Genomic DNA, 15,995 nt, shown 5'->3' with positions numbered 1-15,995 from the left:
TATGAGTTACGCGCACACGGAGAAGAACACACCGCCGGGCCCCAACGAGCTCGCCATGCGATTCTTCAATGATTTGTGCGTGGACCTGGCGGTATTGGTGCCCCGCATCCCGGGCGCGCCGTACGGCTTCATCGACAGGTCCATGGGCGGCGGCGAACGCTGGGAGGGCGAGCTGCTCGACGCGCTCGGAACCTGCCAGGTGTTCATCCCCCTGCTGATGGCGCCGTACATGCGGAGCAAGTGGTGCGCGATGGAGTGGCACGGCTTCTCCCGCCGGCGCGTCGTGCGGCTGGACGACTCCGCCTCGGTTCACCAGACCTGCATCCTGCCGGTCATCTGGGCGCCGGCGCCGGACGGCTTTCCCGAGATCGTCGGGTCGGTCGAGCGGTTCGCGGGAGAGAACCTGCACATCTTCGCCGAGGAGATCGCTCTGTACGAGGCCCACGGCATTTTCGGACTGCGCCGCCTCGGCAGGTCGAACGAGTACCACACCGTGGTCTGGCTCCTGGCGCAGCGCATCCAGAAGATCCTCATGCACCATCGCGTCGAGCCGCTCGCGCTCGACGTGAGGACACTCGGCACCAGCTTCGAGGAGCCGCGATGACCGACACCACCCGGAACGCCCCCTGGGAACGGCATGGCGGCTACTTCTTCCTCAGCTACGCCCACTCGCCTCCCCTGCCGGGCAGTTCCGGCGCCGATCCCGACCAATGGGTCCGGCCGTTCTTCCGCGACCTCAACACGGCCGTGCGGGCACTCGCCCGCCGCGACCTCGGCGTCTCCCCGGGCTCCTTCGACCAGGACGTCCGCGCCGGCACGGACTGGAAGGCGTGGCTCTCCCGCGCCCTCGGCTCCGCGGAGGTCTTCGTCGCGCTGTACTCCCCCGGGTACTTCGCCAGGTCCTGGCCCGGACGTGAGTGGGCCTGCTACCGGCAGCGGATGGTCGACGCCGGGGTGGCGGATCCGCTCACCCGGATCGTCCCCGTGCTGTGGGCGCCGCTGCCCGACGGCGCGGACCGGCCGGAGCTGCTCCAGATCGACGCCGGCTCCGTGCCCGGCTACGCGGAGCACGGCCTGCGCGCGCTACTCAAGATCGCTCCGATGCGCGGTTCCTACCACGCGGTGCTCGACCGGCTGGCCCGGCGGATCGTCGAGCTCGCCGAGGGATCGCCCGTCGGACCCTCGGAGATCGCGGACATCACGACGGCCGACAGCCCGTTTCCCTCCGCCGAGGCCCACCCGGTCTTCGAGGTGACCGTGGCCGCGCCGGCCCTCGCCGCCCTCCCGGCGGGCGCCGATCCCCACCGGTACGGGACCAGCCCGTGGCTCTGGCGGCCGTTCCTGGACGAGCAGGAGCTCTCCCTGGCCGAGTACGCGGCCGGCGTCGCCGAGCGGCTGGAGTTCGCGGCCGTGGTCAGGGACGTCCTGAGGCCCGATGCGGAGCGGCTGCCCGGGGTGGCGCTCATCGATCCCTGGTTCGTCGCGGACGAAGACGCCGCGGGCCGGCTGGACGCCTTCGTCCGGGGTCTACCGCCCTGGGTGGTTCCTCTCCTGGTGCCCGATCCCCGTGGGGGTGAGCGTGCGGACCGGCTCGCGGAGCGGACCAGGGGGCTTCTCGAACAGGCCGGAGCGCTCCGTACGGAGTCGGCCCGCGAGGCCGTCGCCGGCGTCCGCTCCCTGAAACATTTCGCCTCGATCATGCCGCGCCTGGTGGTGGAGGCCGAGCGGCAGTACTTCCGGCACGGTCCCAAGCCCGACCCGGACGATGTCGCGTCGCCGCGGCACCGGCTGGCGGGCGGGCCCGGGCCGAGCACCCTCACTCCGCCACCGGACACCCTCGGCGAGGAGACACATGGCTGACATGGACGACAGCAGGCAGCCGCGCACCCGCGACGGCCAGATCGTCACTTTCTATTCGTACAAGGGCGGCACCGGGCGCACGATGGCGCTGGCCAACGTCGCGTGGATCCTCGCGTCCAACGGCAAGCGCGTCCTCGTCGCCGACTGGGACCTCGACTCCCCCGGCCTCTACCGGTTCTACCAGCCGTTCATCGACATCTCCGTCGCGGGCGAGCCCGGCATCGTGGACCTGATCCGCAGCTACGAGTGGGCGGCGCGGCGCGCCCTGCCGGCCGAGGGGAAGCCGGCCGACGCCCGGGCCCGCCTCCGCAGGGTGATCCAGGAGCAGGCCCAGGTGCGGCCGTACGTCTTCTCCCTCGACTGGTCCTTCCCCGACGGCGGCGTCCTGGACTACCTGCCCCGCGGACGGCAGAACCTGGACTACACCCGCACGGTCAGCGCCATGGACTGGGACCTGTTCTTCGACGTGCTGCACGGCGCCGACTTCTTCGACGAGCTCCGCGCGGACATGAGGCGCGACTACGACTACGTCCTCATCGACAGCCGCACGGGGCTGAGCGACGTCGCCGACATCTGCACCATGCACCTGCCGGACGTGCTCGTCGACTGCTTCACGCTGAGCAACCAGGGCATCCTGGGAGGCGCCCAGGTCGCCAGGACCGTCCAGGAGCGCATGCTGTCCAGGGACATCCGGATCCTGCCCGTCCCCATGCGGGTGGACCAGGCGGAGATGGACAAGATGGAGGTCGGCCGCGCGTTCGCCTTCCACGCCTTCCGCGGCCTGCCCGCCGGTCTGAACGACGCCGGCCGGCAGGAGTACTGGTCCGCCGTCGAGGTGCCCTACCAGGCGTTCTACGCCTACGAGGAGATCCTGGCCGTCTTCGGCGACCCTCCGGGCAAACCCGGATCCCTGCGGTCGGCGTACGAGCGGCTCACGGCCAGGCTCACCGACGGTGCGGTATCCGCGATGCCCTACCTGGACGAGGCGGTGCGCCTGCGCACCCGGCAGCGGTTCATCCGCAAGCCTCCCAACGAGATCCTGCTGGACTACCTCCCCGAGGACCAGGCGTGGGCGGAGTGGATCGGCGGTGTCCTCACCGCGGCCGGCCTCACGGTCCGCGACCCGCTGGACGAGGCCGACAACGACCAGTGGAGCGAAAGCCTGGCATCCGTCCTCGCCGTCGTCACTCCGGCGTACATCAAGAAGGTCCGCGGCATCCTGTCCCCCCGGCAGCCCGCGTACGCCGTGTACACCGCGAGCGCACGGCCCGTGGCCCCGCTGTCGTCCGCCACCGCGGCCTTCCTCGCCGACCTGCCGGAAAGCGAGGCGGTCGCACAGCTTCTCGAGATGGTGGACATGGGCGCCCCGCCACCCGCCCGGACGCTCGGCGCCCGTTACCCCGGCACCTCACCGCGGATCTTCGAGGCCCCCGCCAAGAACAAGCTGTTCACCGGGCGGGAGGACATCCTCCGCCACATCCGCGACGAACTCCGCGAGAACGGCACCGCCGTGATGCGCCCGCTCACGATCCTGGGCAGCGGCGGCATGGGCAAGACCCAGATCGCGATGGAGTACGCCCACCGCTTCGCCGGGGCGTACGACCTGGTGTGGTGGGTGGACTGTGAGCAGCCCCAGTTCGTCGACGCGTCGCTGGCCGACCTGGTCGCCCGGATGCGCGGCCCCGCCGCGGACGGTCTCGCGCCGACCACCGCCGAGGTCGTTCCCGCGGTCAGGCAGGCGCTGGGCCAGGGGGAGTTCGCCCGGCGGTGGCTGCTGGTGTTCGACAACGCCGACGACGTGGAGAGCGTCACCCCGTTCCTGCCCGGGGGCAGTGGTCACGTGCTGATCACCTCACGCAACCGGGAGTGGGAACACCAGTCCCACCCGGTCCAGGTCGACGTGTTCAGCCGTGAGGAGAGCATCTCGCATCTGCTCCGCCGGGTGGGCGAGACCCCTGTCAGCGCGGCCGAGGCGGGCAACGTCGCGGAGGCTCTCGGTGACCTTCCCCTGGCGGTCGCCGCCGCCGGCGCCTGGCTCGCGGAGACCAACATCTCCGTAGACGCCTATTTGGATCAGCTGAGGGCACAGCCCCTCCGGGCGATCTCGCAGAGCAGGCTCGCCGACTATCCCGAATCACTGTCCCAGGCATGGGACCTCTCCCTGGACAAACTGCGGGACAGGTCCGCCGCCGCCGCCCGGCTGTTCGAGCTCTGTTCGGTGATGGCTCCCAACATCGCCGTCGACCTGCTCTACTCCCGGGCCATGGTGGAGCTGCTGCGGCCCCTTGACCCGACGCTCGCGGAGTCGCAGGACATCACGAGGCTGGTGCGGGAGCTCAACCGGCTGGCCCTGATCAAGAACGACACCCGCGCGCGGCGCATCCATGTCCACCTCATGCTCCAGGCTGTCGCGCAGGAGCGGATGACGGAGGAGGAACGCGCGGCGGCCCGCCGGGACGTGCAGGGGGTGCTGGCGGCCGCCCGGCCGGAGAAGGACGTCGACGACCCGGCGAACTGGCCCAGGTACCGGATGATCTGGCCGCACCTGGAGCCCGTACGCGCCGCCCACTCCGATCAGGAGTCGGTCCGCACGCTGCTCATCGACCGCCTCCGCTACGTGTGGCTGCGCGGCGACCTGCTGCAGGCCGAGGAGTTCGGCAGGAGGACCGCCACGGTGTGGGAGGACATGCTGGCGGCCGAGACCGACCGGCACGCCGCGATCCGGCTCGAGCGGCAGTTGCTGCACCTCAGGTTCAATCTCGGGAACGTCATCCGCGGCCTGGGCCGTTTCGAGGAGGCCCGGGCGATGAACGAGAGCACCCTCGCCGAGCAGCGGCGTGTCCTGGGGAACCATCGCCATACCCTGCTGACCGCCGGCAGCCTCGCGGCGGACCTGCGGGCCCTGGGCGACTACGCCGGCTCGCTGGCCATCGAGGAGGAGACCTACCGGGTCTGGCGCGCGATCCATGGCGTCGACGAGCCGGGCACCCTGTCCTCCGGGAACAACCTCGCCGTCTCCCACCGGGTCAACGGCAGGTTCCGTGAGGCGCTGCAGCTCGACGAGGAGACGCTGGCCCAGCGCCGCTCGGTGCTCGGCACGGCGCATCCCTTCACCTTGTTCAGCGCGGTCAACCTGTGCCGCGACCTGCTGGAGGCCGGTGACTACGACGATGCCGCCGCGCGCATGGCGAAGACCGTCGCCGAGTGCACCGAGCATCTGGGCACCGGCTCGCCCGTCAGCATGAACGCCCAGGTGGTGTACGCGATGGCGCTGCGGGCCACGGGAGCCCTGGAAAGCTCGGAGGAGAGGTTCCGGGAGGCATGGGCGCTGCTGCGCCGGCGCTTCGGGGACGACAACCTCGACACCCTCACCTGCCGCCTGGGCCGGGCGGTGACCTTGCTGGGCCTCGACCGGGCCGACGACGCGGAGAGGGAGATCGAGGAGGTCCTGGAGATATACCGGAGCCGGCTCGGCGAGGACCATCCCCACACGCTCGTCTGCAGGCTCAACCTCGCGAGCGCACTCCACCAGAGGGGCGACCAGGAGAAGGCGCTGGCGGAGGCCGGAGCCGCGGCCGCCGGCTTCTCGGCCAAGCTCGGCTCCGGCCACCCCTATCACCTTGCCGCGAAGGCGGCCGAGGCGGCGATGCTGGCCGACGCCGGCCGGCTGGAGCACGCCGCCGCGATACTGCAGGACACCCTGGACCGGATGAGCGGATCTCTGGGCCCGCGGCACCCGGACACGATGCGGTGCCAGGCGAACCTGCTGCTGGTGCGCGAACGCCTGGGGTCGACGGACGGCACCGCCGAGCGCGAGACGCTCCTCGGCCAACTCGCCTCGGTGCTGGGTGACGACCATCCGACCGTGACGACGCTGCGGGCAGGGCGGCTGGTAAGCCGCACACTGGACCCGCAGCCATTCTGATCAGCGCGCGAAACCCGTCCCGGCCGACGCGAACCGCGATCGCGCGGCCGGGTCCACCATCCAGGCGAGAACCTGCGGAAGCACCTCCACGGCGCCGAAGTGCGCCACCCCCGGCTCGACTTTGAGCGTGACGTGCGCGATCTGGTCGGCCAGCCACCGCGTGTGCTCGACCGGAGAGAACATGTCGTCCGCCCCATGCCAGAGCAGGACGGGCACGGAGATGTCGGACAGCTCGAACTTCCAGGGCCGGCGCGCGCCCAGCACGTCGTCGATCCAGCCGTCGGGCCCGCGCCGCAACGCCTCCGCGTAGGTGTCGATCAGTAGCCGCCGGATGCCCACATCCTCGATGACCCGGCGGTCGGAGCTGGTCAGCTCGGGCAGCAGGAACCTGAGCAGATACTCCGGATCATGCAGGATGTGGTCCGTGCGCTCGGCCAGGTCGGCCTCGACCGCCGAGGCGTCCACGTCGGCCGAGGTGTACTCCTCGACATTCGACCTGGTCATCCCGGCGAACCAGTCGAGATCCGGCGCGTCCGCCGGTGCCAGGCCGACGAGGACGGCGGCCCGCTCCACCCGGCCGGGCAGCAGGGCGGCGCAGGCCAGCGCGTGCGGTCCGCCCCCGGATCGGCCGACGACGCCGAAGGCGCCGAGGCCCAGCGCGTCCGCGATCGCGCTGACGTCGTCGGCGCTGTCGGACACCGTGCGTCCCGGTCTCCGGCTGGATCCTCCGTACCCTGGCCTGTCGTAACAGATCAGCCGGACGCCGAGTCGTTGCAGGACGACTCCTCGGGGGCGGGGACCGTGACGGCTGCCCGGTGTGCCGTGCAGCAGGAAGACCGGTTTGCCGTCGGGCGCCCCGATGGAGTCCACCGCCAGGGCACGGCCGTCGGCAGCAGTGACCACCTGCGTCAACTCAAGCCTCCACAACGGACGGGCCCGCCTGGCACTGCACTGCCCCCACGCGCAGCCTAGACCGCCGAGGACGAAGCGACTATAGCTCGAATCGCCACTCCGACGATCGGAGCGACAGGCAGTGAGAGACGACCCTTGCCGAGGGGCGGCCGCATCAGTCCACGACGACCAGGTCCCTGGTGGTGTGGTTCATCCGCTCGCCGGCGGTCTCGCCGCAGACGACGATGTCCTCGATCCGGGCGCCATGCCGTCCGGGCAGGTAGATGCCCGGCTCCACGGAGAACGCGAACCCCGGCCGCATCTCCTCGGCGTTGCCCGTGACGATGTACGGCTCCTCGTGCGTCTCCAGGCCGATGCCGTGGCCGGTGCGGTGGATGAAGTACTCGCCGTACCCCGCCTCCGCGATCACCTCGCGGGCGGCGGCGTCCACCGACTCGCAGCTCACGCCCGGCCTCACGTGGGCGCAGGCGGCCTCCTGAGCGCGCTTGAGCACCTCGTAGTACGCCGTGAACTCCGCCGGGGGCTCGCCCACGCAGTAGACCCGGGTGGAGTCCGAGCAGTAGCCGCTCGGCATCGTGCCGCCGATGTCCACCACCACGGGCTCACCGGGCCGGATCACCCGGTCGCTCACCTCGGCGTGCGGGCTGGCGCCGTTCGGTCCCGAGCCCACGATCACGAAGTCGACCCGCGCGTGCCCCGCGTCGATGATCGCCTCCGCGATGTCCTTGCCGACCTCGCGCTCGGTGCGGCCGGCCTTGAGCAACTGGGGCACCAGGTTGTGCACGGCGTCGATGGCCGCCCCCGCCTCCGCCAGCGCCGCGGCCTCGGCCGGCGACTTGCGCATGCGCAACTCGCGCAGGACGCTCCCGGCCAGCACCTGCTCGGCCCCGGGCATGGCGGCCCGGAACCGCAGCGACTGCATCGCCCACATCCGGTCGGCGAGCCCGACCCTGGCGACCGGGCCCAGGCGGCGGGTCACCTCGGCGAACGGGTCGTCGGTCTCGTCCCACGCCACGAACTCGACGCCGAGCCGGGAGGCCGGCGAGTGCTCGGCGGCCGGCAGTTCCAGGCGCGGCACCATGAGGAACGGCTCGCCGGACGCGGGCACGACGAGGCAGGTCAGGCGTTCCAGCGGCAGGGCGTCGTAGCCGGTCACGTAACGCAGGTCCGGGCCGGGTGTCAGCAGCAGCGCGTCGAGACCGGCGCGGCCGACGGCCTCCCGTACGGCTGCCGGGCGGGTCGTGGGATACAGGTCGGAGGGTTCCTGGGACATCGTCGTCACGCGACCTAATCTAACGAGCGCGGACTCCGGCGACACACTCAGGTGCTTGTACCACAGGCGCCACGCGGGCGAGCTTCGCGGGGCTCTGGCTTATTCCACGGCATAGAAGAAAACCAACCCCTGGGTAATGCAGGACTGCTACGCTCCGCGTCAGGGCGGTCACGGAACGTCCCAACGGCAGTGCACGAGCAACATCGAGAGCGAGACAAATGGTCGGCGTAGTGGGCGGCACGAGGCCGGCCCTTCCCCCCGCGGACGACCGCGACCCGGGCGCGACGCCCGGTGCCGCCCCCGTCGGCATCCTTCCGGGCAAGAACATCGGCGGACGGCGCTGGGCGGAGCGGCGGGAACGGGCCGTCGAGGAGCGCCGCGTCACGCTGGCACTGCGGGAGGCGATCCTGCCCGAGCCCGGCGCGTCGATCGACCTGCCCTACGCCCGGATCGCCGTACGGTACGTCCCGGCGGGCCGCGCGTCGAGCCTCGGGGGCGACTGGTACGACGCCGCTCCGCTGCCCGACGGCCGCATGTTCCTCGCGGTGGGCGACGTGTCCGGGCACGGCCTGCCCGCGATCGCCGAGATGGCGCAGCTGCGGCACGCGCTGCTCGGCCTGAGCATGACCGGAGCCTGCCCCGGCATGCTGCTGACGTGGCTGAACACCCTGGTGCTCACCCGGCTGGACGACACCACCGCGACCGCGGTGTGCGGCCACTTCGACCCGGCGACCCGCCTTTTCACGTGGGCACAGGCGGGTCACCCCGCCCCGATACTGGTGCGCCGCGGGGGCGCGCGCCAGCTCGGGGCGCCCCGGGGGGTCGTGCTCGGGGCGACGTCGAGCCTGCCGTACGGGGTGGCCGACGTCCGCCTCGAGCCCGGCGACCTGCTGCTGATGTTCACCGACGGCCTGGTCGAGCGCCGCTCGCGCGACATCGGCGCGGGGGTGTCCCTCATCGTGGAGGCGGCCGTGGCGACCGGCCTCGGCGCGGCCGGAGCGGATCTCGACGCGGGCCTCGACGGCCTGGTGGAGGCGATCGGCGGCCCCAACCCCGAGGACGACACCTGCCTGCTGGCCGTCGCGGTGACCGGATAGGGCCCACCGCACTCCTGACAGGCGTGACAATGGCAGGGTGCTGATGCTTCTCGACACTCCGTCGCTGTACTTCCGCGCCTTCTACGGGGTCCCGGAGTCGGTGACCTCGCCGGACGGCATGCCGGTCAACGCGGTGCGCGGGCTCCTCGACATGATCGCCACGCTGGTGCGGCAGCACTCCCCCACCCAGATCGTGGCCTGCATGGACGCCGACTGGCGGCCGGCGTTCCGGGTGGCCGCGATCCCGTCGTACAAGGCGCACCGGGTGGCGAGCGGCGACGAGGAACAGGTGCCGGACACGCTGGCCCCGCAGGTCCCGGTGATCGAGGAGGTCCTGGACGCGCTCGGCGTCGCCCGCGTCGGCGTCGCGGGCTACGAGGCCGACGACGTGATCGGCACCTACGCGACCGCCGCGACCTCCGCCGTGGACATCGTGACCGGCGACCGTGACCTGTTCCAGCTCGTGGACGACGAGAAGCCGTGCCGGGCCCTTTACACAGTACGGGGCATTCGTAACCTTCAGATCATCGACGAGGCGTTCGTCCGCGAGAAGTACGGCATCCCGGGCCGGGCGTACGCCGACTTCGCGACGCTGCGCGGCGACCCGAGCGACGGCCTGCCCGGCGTCGCCGGCATCGGCGAGAAGACGGCGGCGGCCCTCGTCACGCGCTTCGGGTCGCTGTCCGCGCTGCTCGCCGCGCTGGACGACGGCGGCGCCGACGGCTTCCCCGCGGGCGCCCGCAACAAGCTCGCCGCCGCCCGCGACTACCTGGAGGTCGCCCCCCTCGTCGTCCGGGTGGCCCGCGACGTCCCGGTCCCGGACGTCGACGTCACCCTGCCCGCCGCGCCGCGCGATCCCGAGCGGCTGGTCGCGCTGTCGGAGAAGTACGGCCTGGACAGCCCGCTCAACCGCCTGCTCGCCACGCTGGCCTGAGCCCCGCCGCGCGGGAGGCTCTCATCGGTGACCGCGGTGGGCGGTCTCCGGGCCCACGACACGCAGGAGCTCCAAAGCCTCGATGCTCCTGGAACCGGGCGGCGGCGTGAACAGACGGAGGCGCTGATCCGCGGCCTGCGTCTGCAGCAGCTCGTAGTCGAACTCGATGGGCCCGACGGACGGATGCATGACACGCAGCCGGCTGGCGCGGCGCACGGCGACCTCGTGCCGCTGCCAGAGGGCGGCGAACTCCTCGCTCGCCGCCCCGATCCGGTCGACCAGCGAGCTCGAAGGCCGATCGTAGCCACGACGTGTCGCGGCGGCGCGCAGGTCCGCGACGTGCAGTCGGCTGAGACGGTCGTGCTCCTCGGTGGGGTACGGCTCGCGCACGGACGGGTCGGTGAACCAGCGCCACACGATGTTCCGGTCCGGTTCCGCGATCGTGCACACGCATCCGAACAGGGCCTCGGCCAGGGCGTTCTGCGCGAGCAGATCCCCGAGGTCGTTGAGGAGCTGGGCCGGCGTCTCGCCCAGCCGGTCGAGGAGATAGAGCAGACCGGGACGGACGTGATCTCCGGCGCGCGCCCCTTCGGGCGGGCGGTGACCCGCCAGCAGGTAGAGGTGATCCCTTTCGTCCTCGGTCAGCCGCAGAGCCCGGGCGAGTGCGGTCAGCAGCTGGGCCGACGGCTGGGAGCCGCGCGCCTGCTCGAGCCGCATCACGTAGTCGGCCGACACCCCGGCCAGCTGGGCCACCTCTTCACGGCGCAGACCCGGCGTGCGGCGCCGGGGTCCGGCGGCCAGTCCGACCTCCTGCGGCCGGAGCCGCTCGCGGGAACGGCGGAGGAAGTCGGCCAGCTTGGTCCGGTCCATCTTCATGTCATCCATCCTGAGCGTCCCGGCCCCTTCCCGTCCCGCGCACGCTAGGAGAGCCGGTCCTAGGCAATCCCCTCCTCTCCTCATCGCCGCACGCTCCTGGCAGCGTCTCCGGCATCGGCGACGAGAACGGGAGACGGACATGAGGGAAATCACGGTGGGTACCGCGCGGGTGCCGTACCGGGTGATGGGCGAGGGCCGCCCGCTCGTACTGGTGCACGGGGGCAGTCCGGGCTCGACGGCCTGGGACGGCGTGGCCGGGGCGTTCGCGGAGGCCGCCATGGTGGTGCTGCCGGATCTTTCGGGCAGCGACGCGGCGCGGGACGACGGGGGCGAGCTCACGGTCGAGCTGCTCGCCGAGCAGCTCGCCGCGGTGATCTCCGATCTGGGACAGGGACCCGCCGACGTGGTCGGGCACTCCTTGGGCGCCGCGGTGGCCGCCGCGCTCGCCGCCGTCCGGCCCGACCTGGTCCGCGGCCTCGTGTCGGTCGCGGGCTTCGCCGGACTCGGCGACGAGTACCTGCGCAACGCGTTGACCGTCTGGCGCGATCTCGCCGGTGATGCCGGCACTTTCCCGCGGTACACGATGCTGCTCGCATTCAGCCGCGCGCATCTGAATTCCATCGGCCGGGCGGCCGTGGAGGAGCTCGCCGCGGCCTATCGGGCCAATGCGGGCAGGCTCCGGCAGATCGATCTCGCCCTGCGACTGGACGTCCACGATCTGCTGCCGCGGGTCCAGGCGCCGACACTGGTGATCGGATGCGCCCGCGACGCGCTGGTCCCTGTGGAGAACTGCCACGAGCTGGCCGCCGCCATCCCGGGGGCCTCGTACGAGGAGTTGGACAGCGGGCACATCGTGATGGCCGAGCGGCCGAAGGAGCTCGTGGCGCTCGTCCAGGACTTCATCGGCTGACAGCCTGGAATGTCCGCACTCGGGTAGGTTGATCGCGTGCCGCGCACGATGATCCGCTTAGACGACACGGCGAACGGGCTCCGCGACGGATTCGCCCGCATTCGCAGCGATTTCGACCTGCCGGATGGTTTCCCCGCCCCGGTACTGGAGGAAGCCGAGCGGGCCGCCGCGTCCCCCGTCACGGACGGGGAGGATCGGACCGATCTGCCGCTGGTGACCATCGATCCGCCCGGCTCGATGGACCTCGACCAGGCGCTGTGCGTCGAGCGGCGCGGGGCGGGCTACCGCGTCTGGTACGCGATCGCCGACGTCGGGGCGTTCGTCCGGCCCGGCGGGGCGATCGACGGTGAGGCCAGGGTGCGCGCGCAGACGATCTACATGGCCGGCGAGCGGGTGCCGCTGCACCCGCCGCTCCTGTCGGAGGGCGCGGCCAGCCTGCTGCCCGGGCAGGTCCGTCCGGCGGCTCTGTGGCGGCTCGATCTCGGCTCCGACGGTGAGATCGAGGCGGTGGACCTGCGCCGGGCCCTGGTACGCAGCCGCGAGCGGCTCGACTACGACACCGTCCAGGCGGCCGTGGACACCGGCCGGGCGGAGGGGACGCTCGCGCTGCTCGCCGAGGTGGGCCCGCTGCGGCTGGAGCGGGAGCGGGCCAGGGGCGGACTGTCCCTGCCGGCCCCGGAGCAGCAGGTGGTCCCCGACGGGGACGGCGGCTACCGGGTGGAGTTCCGCACCAACCATCCCTGCGAGGCGTGGAACGCCCAGATCTCGCTGCTCACCGGCATGGCGGCGGCCCGGATGATGCTGGACGCGGGTGTCGGCGTGCTCCGGGTCCTGCCCGAAGCGGGCCCGGAGGACGTCGGCAAGGTCCGCAGGGTCGCCGCCGCGCTCGGCGTGCCCTGGCCCGCCGGCGTGTCGTACGCCGAGGTCGTGCACGGGATCGATCCCAAGATTCCGGGCCATGCCGCCTTCCTGCACGAGTCGACGGTGCTGCTGCGCGGCGCGGCCTACGTCTCCTTCGACGGCGCCCCTCCGGCGCGGGCGCTGCACGCCGCCATGGGCGCGCCGTACGCGCACGTCACCGCGCCGCTGCGGCGGCTGGTCGACCGGTACGCCACCGAGGTCTGCCTGGCCGTGGCCGCGGGCGGCCCGGTCGCCGAGGAGGTCACGCGGGCGCTGCCCGAGCTTCCTGAGCAGATGGCCGCGGGCGGCAGGCGGGCCGGCGGGGTGGAGCGGGCCTGCGTGGACCTGGTCGAGGCGGCCGTGCTGCGGCCCCGGATCGGACAGGTCTTCGAGGCCGTCGTCATCGACGTCACCGACGGGAAACCGGGCGGGCAGGTGCAGGTCGCCGAGCCCGCCGTGATCGCCCGTTGCGACGGCGACCGGCTGCCGCTCGGCGAGCGCGTCCCCGTACGGCTCACGCGCGCCGACCCCGCCACCCGCGAGGTCCGCTTCGCGGCCGTCTGAGCCCGCGGGTCAGCTGACGGAGGAGTAGGCGACGACCCCGCGGCGCATGGCGTCGATGGCCTTGGCGGCGTTGTCGGCGACCTTGCTCCCCTTGGGCGCGGCGTCCCTCAGCTGGCCGAGCAGGTCGAGCAGCTGCTTGATCCAGCGGACGAAGTCGCCCGCCGCGAGGTCGCAGTCGGTCAGCACGGCGTCGAGGCTGTGGCCCTTGGCCCAGCGGAAGGCCGCCCAGGCGAAGCCGACGTCGGGCTCGCGCACGAACGACAGGCCGTGGTCCTCCTCGATGCCCTCCAGCTCGCCCCACAGCCGCACCATCTCCCCGAGGGCGTCGCGGGTGGCGCCGGCCGGGATCTTGGGGCTGCGGACGTCGTCGGCCTGCCGCGACTCGTACACCAGCGAGGACACGCACGCGGCCAGCTCGGCGGGGTCGAGGCGGTTCCAGATCCCGGCGCGCAGGCACTCGGCCGTGAGCAGGTCCAGCTCGGTGTACAGCGAGGCGAGCCTGCGGCCCTGCTCCGTGACGGTCTCGCCGTCCAGGTAGCCGAGCTGGTCCAGCACGCCGCAGACCCGGTCGAAGGTGCGGGCGATGACATGGGAGCGCCCCTCGACCCGGCGGCGCAGCCCCTCGGTCTCCCGGAGCAGCTTGTGGTAGCGCTCGGCCCAGCGGGCGTGGTCCTCACGCTCGTCGCAGCCGTGGCAGGGGTGCTGGCGCAGCTCCCGCCGCAGGCGCGTGATCTCCTCGTCCTCCTGGGCGTGGTCGCGCGCCCGCGGCGGCTTGCCGAGGTCGCGGTCGCCCAGCTTCGCGTGCACGGTCGAGACCAGGTTGGCCCGTTCCTTCGGTGAGCGCGGGTTGAAGCCCTTCGGAATCCTGATCTTGTCGACCGGCTCGACCGGCACCGGGAAGTCTGCCGCCGACAGGCGCTTGACCTGCTTGCCGATCGTCAGCACGAGCGGCGCGGGACCGTCGTGCCCCCGGCCGTTGACGCCCGGGTCGAGCACGACCGCGATGCCCGCGCGACGCCCGCCCGGCACCCGGATGACGTCGCCGGGCTTGAGGACCTCCAGCGACTGCACGGCCTGGGCCCGGCGGGCCGCCCCCCGCTGGCGCGACAGCTCGGCCTCGCGGTCCGACAGCCGCCTGCGCATCGCCGCGTACTCCTCGAAGTCGCCGAGGTGGCAGGTCATGGCCTCGGCGTAGCCCTCCAGGGCCTGCTCCGCCTTGCGGAGCTGGCGGGCCAGCCCGACCACGGCGCGGTCGGCCTGGAACTGGGCGAAGGAGTCCTCCAGCAGCGTCCGCGCCCGCTCCCTGCCGACCTGCCCGACGAGGTTGACCGCCATGTTGTACGACGGCTGGAAGCTGGAGCGCAGCGGATAGGTGCGGGTGCTGGCGAGACCGGCGACCGCGAGGGGGTCCATCCCCGGCTGCCAGACCACCACCGCGTGGCCCTCGATGTCGATGCCGCGCCGCCCGGCCCGGCCGGTGAGCTGGGTGTACTCCCCCGGGGTCAGGTCGGCGTGGGTCTCGCCGTTCCACTTGTCGAGCTTCTCGATGACCACGGACCTCGCCGGCATGTTGATGCCGAGCGCCAGCGTCTCGGTCGCGAAGACCGCCTTCACCAGGCCCTTGGTGAACAGCTCCTCGACGACCTCCTTGAACGCGGGGAGCATACCCGCGTGGTGGGCGGCCAGACCGCGCTCCAGGCAGTCGCGCCATTCGAGGTAGCCGAGCACCGCGAGGTCCTCGTCGGGCAGGTGCGCGGTCCGCTCGTCGACGATCTGGCGGATCTCGTGGCTCTCGGCCTCGGTGGTGAGGCGCAGCCCCGAGTAGAGGCACTGCATGACGGCGGCGTCGCAGCCGTTCCTGGAGAAGATGAAGGTGATCGCCGGCAGCAGCCCCTCGGCGTCGAGCTTCTCGATCACATCCGAGCGGCCCGGCGTCGTCCCCCGGCCCGGCCGCGAGTAGCCCCGCCTGCCCCTGGCCTGGGCCAGCCGCATCTCGTCGCGGGCGATGCGCATGAGCGACGGGTTGACCCGCAGGGTGCCGTCGCCCTCGTCGACGAACAGGTCGAACATCTTGTTGCCGACCAGCATGTGCTGCCACAGCGGGACCGGGCGGTGCTCGTCCACGATCACCGTGGTGTCGCCGCGCACCTCCCCCAGCCACTCGCCGAACTCCTCGGCGTTGCTGACCGTGGCCGACAGGGCCACCACCCGCACCGACTCCGGCAGGTGGATGATGACCTCCTCCCAGACCGCGCCGCGGAACCGGTCGGCCAGGTAGTGGACCTCGTCCATCACCACGTACGCGAGGCCGGTCAGCGTGTTGGAGCCGGCGTACAGCATGTTGCGCAGGACCTCGGTCGTCATGATGACGATCGGGGCCTCGCCGTTGACGCTGTTGTCGCCGGTCAGCAGGCCGACGTTGCGCGCGCCGTACCGCCTGACCAGGTCGTTGTACTTCTGGTTGGACAACGCCTTGATCGGCGTCGTGTAGAAGCACTTGCGGCCCTGCTGCAGGGCCAGGTGGACGGCGAACTCCCCCACCACCGTCTTGCCCGACCCGGTCGGCGCGGCCACCAGCACGCCGTCTCCGGCCTCCAGCGCCTGACAGGCGTCGAGCTGGAAGTCGTCGAGCTCGAAGTCGTATAGTTCGCGGAACGAGGCGAGCGCGGGTCCGGTTCCGGACTGCCCCTCACGGAAGGCGGCATAGCGTTCCGCTGGCGTACTCATACCGTCAACCCTACCGA

The 15,995-nt window shown here is 72.0% G+C and carries 11 protein-coding genes; 7 read left to right on the top strand and 4 right to left on the bottom strand.

The annotated features are described in order from the left end of the window. Position 1 precedes the first annotated feature (1 nt). The 3 genes from HHX30_RS13685 to fxsT are packed head-to-tail and all read left to right on the top strand — an operon-like array spanning position 2 to position 5,785. Entirely contained in the window at positions 2-604 is a 603-nt protein-coding gene (locus HHX30_RS13685; protein ID WP_249350002.1) for a hypothetical protein, read from the top strand. Next, the gene (locus HHX30_RS13680; protein WP_169982296.1) at positions 601-1,860 is read left to right on the top strand and encodes a TIR-like protein FxsC; all 1,260 of its coding nucleotides are present in this window, start codon (positions 601-603) and stop codon (positions 1,858-1,860) included. Before HHX30_RS13685 ends, HHX30_RS13680 begins: the two co-directional genes overlap by 4 nt. Then, positions 1,853-5,785, top strand: a complete 3,933-nt coding sequence (gene fxsT / locus HHX30_RS13675) for an FxSxx-COOH system tetratricopeptide repeat protein (protein ID WP_169982295.1) — start codon at positions 1,853-1,855, stop codon at positions 5,783-5,785. The genes HHX30_RS13680 and fxsT overlap by 8 nt, the downstream gene beginning before the upstream one ends. On the opposite strand, the gene HHX30_RS13670 is transcribed toward fxsT, so the two are convergent. Both HHX30_RS13670 and HHX30_RS13665 read right to left on the bottom strand, forming a co-directional pair. Further along, positions 5,786-6,688: an alpha/beta hydrolase gene (locus HHX30_RS13670; RefSeq protein WP_311922397.1), complete on the bottom strand. Its 903-nt coding sequence runs from the start codon at positions 6,686-6,688 to the stop codon at positions 5,786-5,788. 163 nt (positions 6,689-6,851) lie between these two features. Further along, positions 6,852-7,970: a Xaa-Pro peptidase family protein gene (locus HHX30_RS13665; RefSeq protein ID WP_169982480.1), complete on the bottom strand. Its 1,119-nt coding sequence runs from the start codon at positions 7,968-7,970 to the stop codon at positions 6,852-6,854. Positions 7,971-8,188: 218 nt separating this feature from the next. Between HHX30_RS13665 and HHX30_RS13660 the strand changes: the two genes are divergently transcribed. Both HHX30_RS13660 and HHX30_RS13655 read left to right on the top strand, forming a co-directional pair. Beyond that, the gene (locus HHX30_RS13660) at positions 8,189-9,067 is read left to right on the top strand and encodes a PP2C family protein-serine/threonine phosphatase (RefSeq protein ID WP_169982293.1); all 879 of its coding nucleotides are present in this window, start codon (positions 8,189-8,191) and stop codon (positions 9,065-9,067) included. A gap of 43 nt (positions 9,068-9,110) precedes the next feature. Then, positions 9,111-10,001, top strand: coding sequence for a 5'-3' exonuclease (locus HHX30_RS13655; RefSeq protein ID WP_169982479.1), 891 nt, complete (start codon positions 9,111-9,113; stop codon positions 9,999-10,001). A gap of 21 nt (positions 10,002-10,022) precedes the next feature. Here the strand turns inward: HHX30_RS13655 and HHX30_RS13650 are convergent, their stop codons facing one another. Then, positions 10,023-10,877, bottom strand: a complete 855-nt coding sequence (locus tag HHX30_RS13650) for a helix-turn-helix transcriptional regulator (RefSeq protein WP_249350001.1) — start codon at positions 10,875-10,877, stop codon at positions 10,023-10,025. Positions 10,878-11,016: 139 nt separating this feature from the next. On the opposite strand from HHX30_RS13650, the gene HHX30_RS13645 reads away from it, so the two are divergent. Then, the gene (locus HHX30_RS13645; protein WP_169982292.1) at positions 11,017-11,787 is read left to right on the top strand and encodes an alpha/beta fold hydrolase; all 771 of its coding nucleotides are present in this window, start codon (positions 11,017-11,019) and stop codon (positions 11,785-11,787) included. A gap of 36 nt (positions 11,788-11,823) precedes the next feature. Further along, the gene (locus HHX30_RS13640) at positions 11,824-13,251 is read left to right on the top strand and encodes an RNB domain-containing ribonuclease (RefSeq protein ID WP_311922358.1); all 1,428 of its coding nucleotides are present in this window, start codon (positions 11,824-11,826) and stop codon (positions 13,249-13,251) included. Between the two features lie 9 nt (positions 13,252-13,260). On the opposite strand, the gene HHX30_RS13635 is transcribed toward HHX30_RS13640, so the two are convergent. Continuing rightward, entirely contained in the window at positions 13,261-15,978 is a 2,718-nt protein-coding gene (locus HHX30_RS13635) for an RNA helicase (protein WP_169982291.1), read from the bottom strand. Between the last annotated feature and the right edge of the window lie 17 nt (positions 15,979-15,995).

Origin of the sequence: Microbispora sp. H10836 (genome assembly GCF_012999525.1) — a bacterium.
Taxonomy (GTDB): domain Bacteria; phylum Actinomycetota; class Actinomycetes; order Streptosporangiales; family Streptosporangiaceae; genus Microbispora.
Note: the sequence above shows the minus strand (reverse complement) of the source record. Positions and strands in the feature narration are given on the sequence as shown.

What these genes read in the sequence shown, in the direction of transcription:
- HHX30_RS13685 (WP_249350002.1), top strand. Translation starts at nt 2, where the DNA reads ATGAGTTACGCGCACACGGAGAAGAACACACCGCCGGGCCCCAACGAG.
- HHX30_RS13680 (WP_169982296.1), top strand. Translation starts at nt 601, where the DNA reads ATGACCGACACCACCCGGAACGCCCCCTGGGAACGGCATGGCGGCTAC.
- fxsT (WP_169982295.1), top strand. Translation starts at nt 1,853, where the DNA reads ATGGCTGACATGGACGACAGCAGGCAGCCGCGCACCCGCGACGGCCAG.
- HHX30_RS13665 (WP_169982480.1), bottom strand. Translation starts at nt 7,970, where the DNA reads ATGTCCCAGGAACCCTCCGACCTGTATCCCACGACCCGCCCGGCAGCC.
- HHX30_RS13660 (WP_169982293.1), top strand. Translation starts at nt 8,189, where the DNA reads ATGGTCGGCGTAGTGGGCGGCACGAGGCCGGCCCTTCCCCCCGCGGAC.
- HHX30_RS13655 (WP_169982479.1), top strand. Translation starts at nt 9,111, where the DNA reads ATGCTTCTCGACACTCCGTCGCTGTACTTCCGCGCCTTCTACGGGGTC.
- HHX30_RS13650 (WP_249350001.1), bottom strand. Translation starts at nt 10,877, where the DNA reads ATGAAGATGGACCGGACCAAGCTGGCCGACTTCCTCCGCCGTTCCCGC.
- HHX30_RS13645 (WP_169982292.1), top strand. Translation starts at nt 11,017, where the DNA reads ATGAGGGAAATCACGGTGGGTACCGCGCGGGTGCCGTACCGGGTGATG.
- HHX30_RS13635 (WP_169982291.1), bottom strand. Translation starts at nt 15,978, where the DNA reads ATGAGTACGCCAGCGGAACGCTATGCCGCCTTCCGTGAGGGGCAGTCC.